This is a genomic window from Actinoplanes oblitus (genome assembly GCF_030252345.1).
Classification (GTDB): Bacteria; Actinomycetota; Actinomycetes; order Mycobacteriales; family Micromonosporaceae; genus Actinoplanes; species Actinoplanes oblitus.
Genome location: NZ_CP126980.1, coordinates 8,519,335 through 8,532,564 on the forward strand (window position 1 = coordinate 8,519,335; position 13,230 = coordinate 8,532,564).

12 protein-coding genes are annotated in these 13,230 nt (G+C 71.9%); 4 read left to right on the forward strand and 8 right to left on the reverse strand.

Translation table 11 applies throughout. The annotated features are described in order from the left end of the window. Window positions 1-34 precede the first annotated feature (34 nt). A complete protein-coding gene (locus tag Actob_RS37815) occupies window positions 35-688 on the reverse strand; it encodes a DUF402 domain-containing protein (RefSeq protein ID WP_284916774.1) in 654 nt (217 codons plus the stop codon). A 2-nt stretch (window positions 689-690) separates the two neighbouring features. Further along, window positions 691-2,097: a proline--tRNA ligase gene (gene proS / locus Actob_RS37820; protein WP_284916775.1), complete on the reverse strand. Its 1,407-nt coding sequence runs from the start codon at window positions 2,095-2,097 to the stop codon at window positions 691-693. A gap of 82 nt (window positions 2,098-2,179) precedes the next feature. On the opposite strand from proS, the gene Actob_RS37825 reads away from it, so the two are divergent. Both Actob_RS37825 and Actob_RS37830 read left to right on the forward strand, forming a co-directional pair. Beyond that, on the forward strand, window positions 2,180-2,683 hold the full coding sequence (locus Actob_RS37825) for a SigE family RNA polymerase sigma factor (protein ID WP_284916776.1): 504 nt from the start codon (window positions 2,180-2,182) through the stop codon (window positions 2,681-2,683). After that, complete coding sequence (locus tag Actob_RS37830; RefSeq protein ID WP_284916777.1) at window positions 2,673-4,031, forward strand: outer membrane protein assembly factor BamB family protein; 1,359 nt, start codon at window positions 2,673-2,675, stop codon at window positions 4,029-4,031. The genes Actob_RS37825 and Actob_RS37830 overlap by 11 nt, the downstream gene beginning before the upstream one ends. A gap of 21 nt (window positions 4,032-4,052) precedes the next feature. Here Actob_RS37830 and Actob_RS37835 read toward each other — a convergent pair whose 3' ends face one another. From Actob_RS37835 to Actob_RS37850, 4 genes are all read right to left on the reverse strand, one after another. Then, window positions 4,053-5,129, reverse strand: a complete 1,077-nt coding sequence (locus tag Actob_RS37835) for an amidohydrolase family protein (protein ID WP_284916778.1) — start codon at window positions 5,127-5,129, stop codon at window positions 4,053-4,055. A gap of 18 nt (window positions 5,130-5,147) precedes the next feature. Further along, window positions 5,148-5,756 carry a Uma2 family endonuclease gene (locus Actob_RS37840; protein ID WP_284916779.1) on the reverse strand — a complete coding sequence of 203 codons (609 nt, stop codon included), beginning with the start codon at window positions 5,754-5,756 and terminating at the stop codon, window positions 5,148-5,150. A 66-nt stretch (window positions 5,757-5,822) separates the two neighbouring features. Next, the gene (gene ffh / locus Actob_RS37845; RefSeq protein WP_284916780.1) at window positions 5,823-7,370 is read right to left on the reverse strand and encodes a signal recognition particle protein; all 1,548 of its coding nucleotides are present in this window, start codon (window positions 7,368-7,370) and stop codon (window positions 5,823-5,825) included. Between the two features lie 65 nt (window positions 7,371-7,435). Beyond that, window positions 7,436-7,663: a hypothetical protein gene (locus tag Actob_RS37850; protein WP_284916781.1), complete on the reverse strand. Its 228-nt coding sequence runs from the start codon at window positions 7,661-7,663 to the stop codon at window positions 7,436-7,438. Between the two features lie 219 nt (window positions 7,664-7,882). Between Actob_RS37850 and Actob_RS37855 the strand changes: the two genes are divergently transcribed. Together Actob_RS37855 and Actob_RS37860 are read left to right on the forward strand one after the other, a co-directional pair. Continuing rightward, the gene (locus tag Actob_RS37855; RefSeq protein ID WP_284916782.1) at window positions 7,883-9,604 is read left to right on the forward strand and encodes a stealth family protein; all 1,722 of its coding nucleotides are present in this window, start codon (window positions 7,883-7,885) and stop codon (window positions 9,602-9,604) included. Between the two features lie 28 nt (window positions 9,605-9,632). Further along, window positions 9,633-10,895 (forward strand): nucleotide sugar dehydrogenase, encoded by a 1,263-nt coding sequence (locus Actob_RS37860; protein WP_284916783.1) that lies wholly within the window; start codon window positions 9,633-9,635, stop codon window positions 10,893-10,895. A 174-nt stretch (window positions 10,896-11,069) separates the two neighbouring features. On the opposite strand, the gene Actob_RS37865 is transcribed toward Actob_RS37860, so the two are convergent. Next, complete coding sequence (locus Actob_RS37865) at window positions 11,070-11,474, reverse strand: GtrA family protein (RefSeq protein ID WP_284916784.1); 405 nt, start codon at window positions 11,472-11,474, stop codon at window positions 11,070-11,072. 49 nt (window positions 11,475-11,523) lie between these two features. Continuing rightward, entirely contained in the window at window positions 11,524-13,155 is a 1,632-nt protein-coding gene (locus Actob_RS37870; RefSeq protein ID WP_284916785.1) for a hypothetical protein, read from the reverse strand. Window positions 13,156-13,230: the final 75 nt, after the last annotated feature.

The following is a 13,230-nucleotide window of genomic DNA, read 5'->3' on the forward strand; positions in this document are numbered from 1 at the left end:
CGGAAGCCCAACCGCCCCCGCCATCCGGCGCCGGCTACCGCCTGGCCACCACCGGCCGGTCCCAGCCGGCGGGCAGTTCGGTCGGCGTCGGCCAGGCCGGATCAGGGCGGAAATCGGTCCAGGTGCCGTCGAACGGGAACGCCCCGGCCTCGATCGCCGCGATCACCCGGCGCCCCTCCGCCCAGACCGCCGCCTCGTCGGGCACCCAGTAGTGCTCCGGCGCGGCGAGCCGCTCGGCGAAGTCGTCCTCGTCCTTCCACCGCCAGGTGCGGTCGGCGGCGGCCACGATGTCCAGGTCCTGGTCGATCACGTCGATCCCGGCGACCTCGCCGTCGTCCCAGCGGACGCCGGCCTCCTCCAGGTTGACGTACCAGTTGGTGAAGTCACCCCGGTCGTCCCGGAAGAACCAGACCGAGTGGTTCGCCCCGGGCGGGAACAGGCGCAGCACACCCGGCCCCCGCCACCGCTCGGACCGGGGCGCCCGCTCGGCGGTCATCCACTCGACGAACGGCAGGTCCCGCGGGTACCGCCCGTCCAGCGTGGTCTCGACGGCGATGGCCGAGCCGCGGGCCACCCAGAGGAGCAGCCCGCGCTCGTCGTCCGAGACCACCCGGCCGGGATGCGCGAAGGCGATCCGGCCGTGGTGGGTGTCGCGGTGCAGGACGAGACGACCCGGTTTGAAGATCACGCTCAGTAGGAACGACCGAGGTAGGCGATCAGACCCGGCTCCTCGTCCGACTCCGGCATGCTGCCGTCCTCGCGGGTGAGGCAGCGGACCGTGACGGCCTTGCCGTTGGCCTCCTTCTCGCCGGCCTCGCCGACCGCCGACCACGGCACCCGCGCCCAGCCGGTCTGCGCCGCCTCGATCGCCTCGCCCAGCGTCTTCACCTCGACGGTGCGCTCCACCCGGAACGCCAGCGCGTCGTCGTAGAGCCGCTGCTGGTCGGCCTCGAGCGCGGCGACCACGGCGCCGGCCACCTGGGCCAGGGCGACCGGCGACTTCGAGCCGTCCACCCGGCGGGCGATCACCGCGTTACCGTTGGCCAGGTCACGCGGGCCGACCTCGACCCGGATCGGGATGCCCTGCAACTCGGCGTCGACGGCGCGCCGGCCGAACGGGATGTCGGCACGGTCGTCCAGCTTCACGCGTACGCCGGCGGTCTTGAGGTCGTCGCGCAGCTGCGCCGCGGCCTCCGCGACGCCCTCGCCCGCCTTGACCACCATGATCTGCACCTGGATCGGCGCGAGCCGCGGCGGCAGCCGCAGGCCGTTGTCGTCGCCGTGCACCATGATGAGGCCGCCCAGCATGCGGGTCGACGTGCCCCAGGAGGTGGTCCAGGCGTGCTCGACAGTGCGCTCCGCCGAGGAGTACGTGATGTCGAACGCCTTGGCGAAGTTCTGCCCGAGCTCGTGCGAGGTGCCCATCTGCAGCGCCTTACCGTCGCCCATCATGGCCTCGACGGTCATCGTGTTGGTGGCGCCGGCGAACCGCTCGCCCCGGGTCTTGCGGCCGGGCACCACCGGGATGGCCAGCAGGTCGGTCATGAACGCCTCGTAGACGTTCTTGTGGATGTCCCGCGCGTGCTCCCGGGCGTCCTGCTCGGTGGCGTGCGCGGTGTGCCCCTCCTGCCAGAGGAACTCGGTGGTCCGCAGGAAGGTCCGCGGCCGCAGCTCCCAGCGCACCACGTTGGCCCACTGGTTCAGCAGCAGGGGCAGGTCACGGTACGAGTCGACCCACTTGGCCATGAACTCGCCGATCACGGTCTCGCTGGTGGGGCGGACCACCAGCGGCTCGGCGAGCTCCTTGCCGCCGGCGTGGGTGACCACGGCCAGCTCCGGCGAGAAGCCCTCCACGTGGTCGGCCTCGCGGCGCAGGTAGTTCTCCGGGATGAAGAGCGGGAAGTACGCGTTCTGCACGCCCTGCTCTTTGATCCGGGCGTCCATGTCGGCCTGCATGCGCTCCCAGATGGCGTAGCCGACCGGCCGGATCACCATCGTGCCGCGCACCGGGCCGTTGTCGGCGAGCTGCGCCTTGGCGATGAGGTCCTGATACCAGCGGGGGAAGTCCTCCGCACGGGGAGTGAGCACGCGAGCCATGACCACGCATCCTAGTCGCGGCCACCGCGCAACCCGCCGGGTGGGCATCCCGTGTCCCTCAACGAGACGAACGGGGTGATGAATGGACTTCGACGGGTTCTACCGGGACACGTCCCGGCGGCTGATGCGATACGCCTACGGGCTGACCGGGGATCCCGGCGAGGCCCAGGACCTGGTGCAGGAGGCCTACGCCCGGGCCTGGCAACGATGGCGGCACGTGTCCGGGTACGAGGATCCGGAGGCCTGGCTGCGACTGGTGGTGAGCCGGCTCTCCACCGATCGATGGCGCCGGCTGTTCGTGCGCCGCAGTCACGCCGCCGCCGAACGGCCGCGGCCCCCGGTCGCGCCGCCCTCGGAGGACACCGTCCTGCTGGTCCGCGCGCTGCGGATGCTGCCGGCGACGCACCGCAACGCGCTCGCCCTGCACTACCTGCTGGACCGTTCGGTCGCCGAGATCGCCGCGGAGACCGGCGCGTCCATCGGCACCGTCAAGTCCTGGCTGTCCCGGGGCCGGGCCGGCCTCGCCACGGCGCTCGGCGCGCTGGAACCAACCCTGCTCGCGGAGGGAACTACCGATGCCCACTGACCTCGACGACCTGTTCGCGGCGCTCGGCCGCCAGGCCGACGCGATAGCGATCGCGCCGGCCGAGCAGGCCCGCCGGCGCGGGCGGCGGCGCGGCCGGAACCAGGCCGTGGTCGCCGCCGCGGTGGCGGTGTGCCTGGTCGCGGGCGCGGTCGGCGGGCTGCTGCACCGATCCGGGCACTCGACGGCCCCGGCGGTGACCCCGTCGAGCCGGACGCTGTCCGAGATCGGCCGGCCGGTCGGGCTCGACGGCACGCTCACCACGTCGACGACGGTGGCGAGCAACGGCCGGGTCTTCACGCTGTGGCAGGAGCCCAACGGGGAGTTCCGGGTGCTCGCCGCCGACCTGGAGACCGGTGCCGAGGCGTGGGCGGTGCAGCACCGGGGCGAGCCGGACGAGCTCGCCACGCTGTCCCCGGTGGCCCAGGCGGTGGTGCTGAGCACCGACCGGACGGCCACCGCCTACGACCCGGCCGACGGCCACCGGCTCTGGGAACTGCCGCTCGCGACGTCGGACGTGCTGACGGTGCACCGCCGTGCCCTGGTCCGCTGGTCCAGGGACACCGGGGAACTCGCGGCGCTGGACTGGCGCAGCGGCGAGCAGCGGTGGTCGTTGCCCGGGCTCGGCGACGGGCCGGTGTGGTCGCTCGCGGTCCACTCCGTGGACCAGATGCGCGCGGACGGCGGCACCGACGACCGCCTGGTCCAGGTCACCGGCAAGGGCCAGGTCCGGGTGGTGAACGTCGACACCGGAACGGTGAGCCGGAGCCTGACCGTCCCGGCGCCGGACGGGAGCGGGATGATGCGGGCCGACAACGGCTGGCTGATCACCTCCGAGACGAGCGGCACGGGCTATCGGGTGCGCGCCACCGATCTGCGCACCGGCGACTCGACAGTGGTGTTCACCGGGCCGCCCGGCAATGCCCTCACCGCGGTCGCCATGTACCTGGAACGGCTCTTCGTGCTCGACACAGGCCCCACCGGAACCAGGGTGGTCGCGATCGACCTCAGACAGAGCCGACGCCTCTGGGAGGTCCTCGACGATCACCCGATGGACGGGATCTCCGCGATCGGTGGCCATTTGCTGATCGGCGGCCAGGGGATCACCGAGCTCTACGACCAGAACGGGCTGCTGGTGTACCGGACGCCGGACAGCTACCTCCACTGGCTCACCACCGAGACGCTGCTGCGGCTCACCATGAGCGGGACCGTGGAACGGATCCGGGTCGCGGACGGGCGCGTCGAGCCGCTCGGCCAGATCCCGTTGCAGCTCGGGCCGTGTGACAGCACCCCGGACCGGCTGGCCTGCCCGGTCGCCGACGGGCTGCGGATCTGGCGCCTGCCCGGCTGACCGGGCCGGCGCTCGACCGGATTACCTGATGACGGCGCCGCGCAGCACGATCCGGCGCGGCGCCTTCACCACCCGCAGGTCGGCGCGCGGATCCGCGTCGTAGACCACCAGGTCGGCCAGCCCGCCCTCGACCAGGCCGGGGAAACCCAGCCACTCCCGGGCCCGCCAGGACGCGGCGGCCAGCACGTCGGCCGCCGGGATGCCGGCCTCGTGCAGGTAGAGCATCTCGTCGGCGGCCAGCCCGTGCCGGATCCCGCCGCCCGCGTCGGTGCCCACGTAGATCGGCACACCGGCCTCGTGCGCGGCGAGCACCACCTCGGGGAAGTTGTCGCGCAGGGCGATCATGTGGTCGGCGTATCCGGCGAACTTCTCCCGGGCCTGGTCGGCGATCTTCCCGAACGTCCGAATGTTGATCATCGTGGGCACCAGGGCGGTCCCGCGCCGGGCCATCTCGTCGATCAGCTCGAGGGACAGGCCGGTGCCGTGCTCCACCGAGTCCACCCCGGCCTTCACCATGATCTCCACGCCCTCCTCGGAGAACGTGTGCACAGCGGCCCGCGCGCCGGCCGCGTGCGCCGCCTCCACCGCGGCGGCCATGGTCGCCGCGTCCCAGCTCGGGGCGAGGTCGCCGACCTCCCGGTCGATCCAGTCGCCGACCAGTTTGACCCAGCCGGTCCCGGCCTTGGCCTGCGCGGTCACCGCGGCGGCGACCTCCTCGGCGGCCACCTCCACGCCGATGTCCCGCAGGTAGCGGCGCGGGGCCGCGACGTGCCGCCCGGCGCGGGCGAGGCGGGGCACTCCCGGTTCGTCGTCCAATTCGGGGTACGGGTACGGCGAACCCGCGTCGCGCAGCGCCAGCACCCCGGCGTCCCGGTCGATCGTCGCCAGCTCCCGGGCCTGATCCAGTCCCGTGATCGGCTTCGCCCCGTAGGCGATCCCCAGGTGGCAGTGCGCGTCGACCAGCCCGGGCACGATCCACCCGCCGTCACTGATCGTCTCGGCCTCGCGCACCGGCTCGAAGGTGACCCGGTCCCCCACCAGCCAGATGTCCCGGACCTCGCCGTCCGGCAGGACAGTCCCACGCACATGCAACGCCATGGGAACAGTCCTACCGGATCAGCTCTCCTCCTGCGCAGCGAGGTACTTGTCGCGCAGCGCGGTCAACGCCGAAACATTGATCTTCATCGGATAAGGGACTTCCGTCTCGAAGATTCCGCTGGTGCTGGTGATCAGGTCATAGCCGTTCTCACCCAGCCGGAACTCACTCAACTCGATGCCATGATCGAAGGTAACCGGATCAACGATCAAGTAGGTGGGAACGCCCGCCTCAGCGAAGACTCTGATCTTGCCCAACGTGTCACGAATATGAGAGCTCGGCGAGACGATCTCGACCACGAGAATTGCCTTCTCGATGGGAGCCGGCGTGCGCGCGAGAACGCTGTCATGGACAACCACAACGTCCGGCCTCGGCTCGTTTTCGTGATCAACCTTCATCGAGTAGTCCGTCACCGGCGAATACCCCTTGGGGCAGTTCCGCTCCAAGGCCGCAGCCAGCTTCTGACCCAGAATCTGATGGATGCCAGTAGGGGATGGCAAGACGAGCCTTCCGTCGATCAGCTCATAACGGAGATCCGGCGGAAGGCTGGCCAGGTCGTCGACGGTCCAATCCTGCTTGTCGGGTGGGAAAAGGCGCGGGTCGACAGGCGCGTGAAGGACAGCGGTCACGAGCTCCTCCTCATGGGGATCGACACTCATACTATTGTCCCGCGACTAGATGCGCCATGCCTAGATTCAGCGATCCTTGTCCTTCGGCTTGTTCAGCTTGTTGAAGTCGAGTTTCGGCAGCTTGAAGCCGGGCGGCATGCCGCCACCGGCAAGCGCGTTCGGGTCCAGGCCGGCCGGCAGCTGCGGCATCCCACCCGGGAACCCGGCCGGCATCCCACCCGGCATCCCGCCGCCCCGCGGGCGGTTGTTCTTGCCCTTGCGCTTGTTCTTCGAGCTCTTGGTCGCCGACCGGCGGCCACCCGGCAGGCCCATCATGCCGCTCATCTGCTTCATCATCTTCTGCGCGTCGGCGAAGCGGTTGAGCAGCTGGTTCACCTCCATCACGGTGACCCCGGAGCCGTTGGCGATGCGCAGCCGGCGGGACGCGTTGATGATTTTCGGCTCGGTGCGCTCTTTCGGCGTCATCGAGCGGATGATCGCGGTGACCCTGTCGAAGTGGCTGTCGTCCAGCTCGGCCAGCTGGTCCTTCATCTGGCCCATGCCGGGCATCATGCCCAGGATGTTGGCGATCGGGCCCATCCGGCGGACCGCGATCAGCTGGTCCAGGAAGTCCTCCAGCGTGAACTGCTCGCCACCGAGCAGCTTGCTGGTCATCTTCTCCTTCTGATCCTCGTCGAAGGCCGCCTCGGCCTGCTCGATGAGGGTCAGCACGTCACCCATGCCGAGGATCCGGCTGGCCATCCGGTCCGGGTGGAAGACGTCGAAGTCCTCCAGTTTCTCACCGGTCGAGGCGAACAGGATGGGCTGGCCGGTGACGTGCCGGACGGAGAGCGCGGCACCACCGCGGGCGTCGCCGTCGAGCTTGGAGAGCACCACGCCGGTGACGCCGACGCCGTCCCGGAACGCCTCGGCGGTCTGCACCGCGTCCTGGCCGACCATGGCGTCGATGACGAAGATGACCTCGTCCGGCTGGACCGCGTCCCGGATGTCCCGGGCCTGCTGCATCATCTCCTCGTCGATGCCGAGCCGGCCGGCGGTGTCGACGATCACGATGTCCTTGGCGGTGCGCCGGGCGACCTCGATCGAGTCCTTGGCGACCTTGACCGGGTCACCGACGCCGCTGCCCGGCTCCGGCGCGTAGACGTCGACGCCGGCCCGGCCGCCGACGACCTGCAGCTGGTTCACCGCGTTCGGCCGCTGGAGGTCGGCGGCGACCAGCAGCGGCTGGTGCCCCTGGCCCTTGAGCCAGCGGGAGAGCTTGCCGGCGAGCGTGGTCTTACCGGCGCCCTGCAGACCGGCCAGCATGATCACGGTGGGCGGCTGCTTGGCGAAGACCAGCCGCCGCCCCTCGCCACCGAGCGTGTTGATCAGCTCTTCGTGAACGATCTTGATGATCTGCTGCGCGGGGTTCAGCGCCTGGGAGACCTCGGCACCCCTGGCGCGTTCCTTGAGGTTGGCGATGAATGCCTTGACCACCGGCAACGCGACGTCCGCCTCGAGCAACGCGAGGCGGATCTCGCGCGCGGTGGCGTCGATGTCGGCATCGGTGAGCCGGCCCTTGCCGCGGAGCTTGGTGAAGATCCCGGACAGGCGGTCACTCAGGGTGTCAAACACGGTGCGACTTCCCGTTGGTCGGTGGTGGAGGCGTAGACCGCAAGCCTAGCTGTAGCGGCGAAAGCTCACCGGTTCCGCATCCGGTACGTCTTGGTCGCCGCCTCGATCCGCCGCTGGGTGCGGGTCCCCGGGGCGATCTCCTTCTTGACCTTTCCGTAGAGCCACAGTCCGCCGCCGACCACCAGCGCGGCCACGACCAGGTAGAAGAACGCACCGAACAGCGCGTGGGCCACCCAGCTCACCACGACCACGCCGCCGATCAGCGCCAGCACGTACATCACTGCCTTGCCCATCCCGACCTCCCGGTCTTCGACTGCCTTCCACCATGCCGTGCCCGCGCAACGACCCGCATCGGCCGGACCCCTGAGACGTTCCCCTAGGGGTGGGACTTCCCGGATAACCCCCGACGGTGGGTCAACCGGCATATATCGCTGGTTAACGGTATAGACCGCAACTTCCCTCTCAGCCCCGGCGTTAAGGCTCGGGTGGACCTGCGGCGAAAGGACCAAGGCGTGACCCTGCGGCGGCTTCTCCGGCAGACGCCCTGGCCGATCCGGCGACGGATCTTCCAGGCGGCCGAGAACACGGTTCTGCCGCGCGTCGCGCCGGAACGACGGCTCCGGCTGGCCCGCACGCTGATGCCGCTCGGCCCGGTTCGCCGGGACCGGCCGGCCACCCCCGGCCGGGTGATCCGGGTGCGCACCCCGCACGGCCGGCTCGGCGCCCGGGTGGTCACCATCACCAGCCCGGTCGAGGTACGCCGGGCCAACCTGGACCGCGTCGCCGAGGCGCTCGACGAGGCCGGCGTCGACTGGTTCCGGGTGCCCGCCGCGGAGCCCGGGCGCACCGCTGTTGGCGTACCGGAAACCGATCGCGACCTGGTGCTGAGCGTCCTGGCCGGCGCCGCGGGCCGGGACCGGGGGATGGTGCGCCGCAGCGGCCCGAAGGGGCGCGAGGACGCGGTGATGGCCGCCTGCTGGCCGGTCAGCGACCCCGGCGGCAGCCTGGTGCTCGGGCCGGACCACGCCTGCGAGGTGGAGTTCTGGCGGGCCGAGGGCGGTGGGCTGGTGGCCCCGCGCCGCAACCCGGTCGCCGCCGTGATCCCGGCCGACGAGCCGGTGGTGACCGCGCCGGAGCCGGTCTTCGGCGCGTTCTGCGCGCCGGACGACGTCACCGGTTACCGCACCCGGCGGACGTTCACGGCGCTCGGGCCGGACCGGATCGGTTTCCCCGTCGACGTGGTCTACACCTGGGTGGACGGCAGCGACCCGGCCTGGCAGCGGCGCAAGGCGCGGGCGCTGGCGGAGAACCCGTGGGTCAACCGGGTGAACGGGCAGGCGGCCAACGACTCGCGCTGGATCAGCCGGGACGAGCTGCGCTACTCGATGCGCGCGCTGCACTGCTTCGCCCCCTGGGTACGGCACGTCTACCTGGTCACCGACGACCAGACGCCGGCCTGGCTGAACCGCTGCCACCCGCGGCTGACGGTGGTCAGCCACCGGGAGATCTTCGGCGACTCGGGACGGCTGCCGACCTTCAACTCCCAGGCCATCGAGTCGAAGCTGCACCGGATCCCGGGGCTGGCCGAGCACTTCCTCTACCTCAACGACGACGTGATCCTGGGCCGGCCGGTCACCCCGGACCTGTTCTTCACGGCCGGCGGGCTGACCAAGTTCTTCCCCTCCGCCTCCCAGGTCGACCTGGCGCCGCGCGGGCCCGGCGACCGGCCGGCCGACTCGGCGGCGAAGAACAACCGGCGGCTGATCGAGAAGACCTTCGGCCGGGTGCTGACCCGCAAGATGATGCACGCGCCGCACCCGTCCCGGCGTAGCGTCCTCGAGGAGATCGAAGAGCGGTTCGCCGAGCCGCTGCGGAGCACCGCCGAGCACCAGTTCCGGCACCCGGACGACGTGTCGCTGCTCTCCTCGCTGCAGCAGTACTACGCCTACCTGACCGGGCTGGCCACCCCCGGAGCGCTCCGCTACCGGTACACCGACCTGGCCGACCCGGTCACCCCGTTCCGGCTGGCCCGGCTGCTGCGCTCGCGCGACGTGGACGCGTTCTGCCTCAACGACGTGGACACCGCCGGGGCCGCGGTGGCCGAGCAGGAGGCGCTGCTGGCCGACTTCCTGCCGGCGTACCTGCCCTTCGCCTCGCCCTTCGAGCTGCGGGTGCCGCACCTGATCGCGCCCCGGCAGCCCGCCGGGGCGCTGGCCCTCCCGCCGGCTGCCTGATCAGACACACCATCACAAGGAGAGTCCCTTGAGCTACGACGTGGTCATCCTCGGCCTGGGGTATGTCGGGCTGCCCCTGGCGCAGCAGGCGATCCGGGCCGGCATGTCGGTGCTCGGCTTCGACGTCGACGAGAGCGTGGTCAAGGCGCTCGGCAACGGCTGGTCGCACGTCGACGACCTGAGCGACGCCGACATCGCCGAGATGCTCGCCGCCGGGTTCCGGCCGACCGCCGACGAGACCGAGATCGCCCAGGCCCGGACCGCGGTGATCTGCGTGCCCACCCCGCTCGCCGAGGGCGACGGGCCGGACCTGCGGGCGGTCACCGGCGCGACCAGCTCGATCGGCCGCAACCTGCGCCCCGGGATGCTGGTGGTGCTGGAGTCGACCACCTATCCGGGCACCACCGACGACGTGGTCCGGCCGCTGCTCGAACAGCTCTCCGGGCTGACCGCCGGCATCGACTTCCACCTGGCCTTCTCGCCGGAGCGGATCGACCCGGGCAACGCCGCCTACGGCGCGCACAACACCCCGAAGGTGGTCGGCGGCTACACCCCCGCCTGCACCGAGGCGGCCGCCGGTTTCTACGGGCGGTTCATCGAGCAGGTGGTCCGGGCGCACGGCACGCGGGAGGCGGAGACCGCGAAGCTGCTCGAGAACACCTACCGGCACGTCAACATCGCGCTGGTCAACGAGATGGCCCGGTTCTGCCACGAGCTGGACATCGACCTCTGGGACGTGATCAACGCGGCGTCCACCAAGCCGTTCGGCTTCCAGGCGTTCTATCCCGGGCCGGGGGTGGGCGGGCACTGCATCCCGATCGACCCGAACTATCTGAGCCACAACGTGCGCAGCAAGCTCGGTTACCCGTTCCGCTTCGTCGAGCTGGCCCAGGAGATCAACGCGACGATGCCGGCCTACGTCGCCCGGCGCGCGCAGAACCTGCTCAACGCGGACGGCGAGGCGGTGCGCGGGGCCACGGTGCTGCTGCTGGGCATCACCTACAAGGCGAACATCGCCGACCAGCGGGAGTCGCCGGCCACGCCGCTGGCCCGTCAGCTGGCGGCGCTCGGCGCGACCGTCGCCTATCACGACCCGCACGTGCGGACCTGGGACGTCGCCGGGGTGCCGGTGTCGCGCACCGACGACCTGGAGGCCGCTGTCGCCTCGGCGGACCTGGTCATCCTGGTGCAGAACCACCGCGAATACGACGCCGACCACCTGGCCCGGCTCGCCAAGCGCTTCTTCGACACCCGCGGCGTCACCACGACCCGCGAGGCACACCGCCTCTGACGCCCGGCCCCACCAACGATTTCTTCCGGTACGCGGGTCCGCCGGGGTGCGGACCCGACGCTCGCCGCACCACGCCTGACGGCCGGTGACGAGGCAGCTGATTCCTCGTCACCGGCCGTCAGGCGTGGTGCCACGGAGCCGGTCGGCTCGGCGTCCGGGGCGATCGGCCCGCCGTCAGGCGAAGGTCCAGCGGGCGTTGAGCGAGTAGTTGACCAGCGCGATCAGGGTCAGGGCGAGCGGCTGGACGATCGGGTACGGCACGGCGAGGACCTCGGTGCCGAGCCACAGCACGAGCGTGTTGACGGTGACCGCCACTCCGGTGACGACCAGGAATTTCGAGCCGGCCAGCGCGTGACCCGCCGCCGAGCGGAAGACCCAGCCGCGTTGCAGCAGGTAGGAGACCACGACGCCGGCCAGGAAGCCGGCCGTCGAGGCGACCACCGGGCGCAGGTGCAGCAGGTGCACCCCGAGCAGGCCGATGCCGAAATGAGTGACGGTGCTGGCCGCGCCGCTCAGCCCGTACCGCACCAGGCGCGCCAGGGCCGGGCCGCGCCGGCCGACCGCATCGCTCACCGGCATCGGACGACGGTAACCGGTCCGCGCCACGAGACGGCGGACCAGCGGCTCGTCAGGGCGCCTTCGTGCAGAACGGCCGGCCGGCGAGCCGCTGGGTAGCGGTGTCGACGGCCTGGTCGAAGCGCCGCAGCTCGGGCGGGTACCCGGTACGGCGATCGCGCGGCAGGCCGGCCCAGAACTGGTCACGCAGCGTGCAACGGCGGGCGTCGCCGGCCGCGGACCTGTCGAAGTCGACGATCTCCTGGGCCACCCGGTCGTGCACGAACGCCGGCTTCTCCGCGGCGGCGGCCGCCCGGTAGTCCCTATTCGCGCTGGTGGCGACGGCGGCGACGACCACGAGCAGCAGGACGCCGCCGAGCACGCCCCGGCGGTGCGCCCGGGCGCTCCGGTGACTGCGGGCGAACACGCCGGTCAGCAGCGCCACGGTCAGCAGCGCACCGGCCGCCCCGGCCAGCGCGCTGTCCCGCCAGCCCAGCCCCCACCAGCCGGCCGCGGCGAGCCGCTGCATCTGGAGGTTGAGCGCGCCCATCGTGGCGGCCGGCAGCAGCACCGCGAAGCCGGTCCCGGCGAGCGCCCAGGCCTGCCGCCGGTCCGGGGTGTCGCAGCGCGGCAGGTCCCGCCAGAACCGGCGGACCAGCAGGAGCAGCACCAGCAGCGCGAGCGGCAGCGCCGCCGTCAGGGTGTGCCCGTACGGTCCCTCGGTGGCGCGCTGCCAGGTCATCGGCGGCATCCACGAGGTCAGCCGGTTGGGCAGCGCCGCGAGCGCGCCGGCCGGCGCCACGTCGGAGCCGGAGTAGCAGCCGCCGGCCGCGCACTTCACCGCGATGATCGCCCGGACCGGCACCGCCACCGGCAGGAACCCGGCCCAGAGCAGGCCGGCGAACCGGGCCCCGGCGCCGAGCGCGGCCTCCCGCCGGGACAGGCCGAGCAGCCAGGCCCGGATCGGCACGACCAGGGTGGCCAGCGGTACCGCCAGGCAGGCCATCTCGTTGAAGGCGGCCAGCACCGCGCCGAGCAGCACGGCGATCACGCCGAGCCGGACACCGAGCCGGATCCGGCCGACCGTCCGGGCGGCGGCCGCGCCGACCAGCAGCACCAGCGCGGCGGTGACGAAGTACAGGCCGCCGAAGAGCACCGTGGTGCTGGTCCGGCCGGCCGCCACGAAACTCCCGCCGACAGCGAACGGCAGCACCGCCGCGATCAGCGAGGGCGGCCCGGCGAACGGGCGGCCCCGGCTCACCACGCACTCGGCGAGGACCACGGCGGCCAGGGTCAGCACCGTCGCGGCGGCGAACGAGACCAGCCGCAGCGAGACGTTGGCGGGCAGCCCGAACAGCTCGGTGAGCCCGAACGTGACGGCGTCCAGCAGCCACTCCACCATCCGGCCGAGCGGGCGGAAGTTGCCCAGCTCCAGGTACTGCGGGACGGACCGGACCGCGGCACCGGCCAGCTCCCACGGGCGGACCAGGTAGCGGGCGCCGTTCGCGTAGACGTTGAACCGGTGGTCGGCGCCGGGCTGCAGGGCGACCAGCGGGGACAGCACGATCAGCGGGACCAGCACGCAGCGCAGCACGATGCCGCGCCAGACCGGCCGCCAGGGCCGGGGTGGCGCCGGCTCCGCGACGGGCCGCCGCCCGGCGCCGGTGTCCGGCCGTGCGGTGGCGTTCCGAGCCTCGGCAGTCACACCAAGGGCAACGACCCCGCCGGTGCCGGGTTGCGACGCACCCGGCGGACGCACCGACCGGCCGACACCCGATCG

Coding starts and splice junctions, on each gene's coding strand:
- Actob_RS37865 (WP_284916784.1), bottom strand. CDS start 11,474: ATGCCGGTGAGCGATGCGGTCGGCCGGCGCGGCCCGGCCCTGGCGCGC.
- Actob_RS37835 (WP_284916778.1), bottom strand. CDS start 5,129: ATGGCGTTGCATGTGCGTGGGACTGTCCTGCCGGACGGCGAGGTCCGG.
- proS (WP_284916775.1), bottom strand. CDS start 2,097: ATGGCTCGCGTGCTCACTCCCCGTGCGGAGGACTTCCCCCGCTGGTAT.
- Actob_RS37830 (WP_284916777.1), top strand. CDS start 2,673: ATGCCCACTGACCTCGACGACCTGTTCGCGGCGCTCGGCCGCCAGGCC.
- Actob_RS37825 (WP_284916776.1), top strand. CDS start 2,180: ATGGACTTCGACGGGTTCTACCGGGACACGTCCCGGCGGCTGATGCGA.
- Actob_RS37850 (WP_284916781.1), bottom strand. CDS start 7,663: ATGGGCAAGGCAGTGATGTACGTGCTGGCGCTGATCGGCGGCGTGGTC.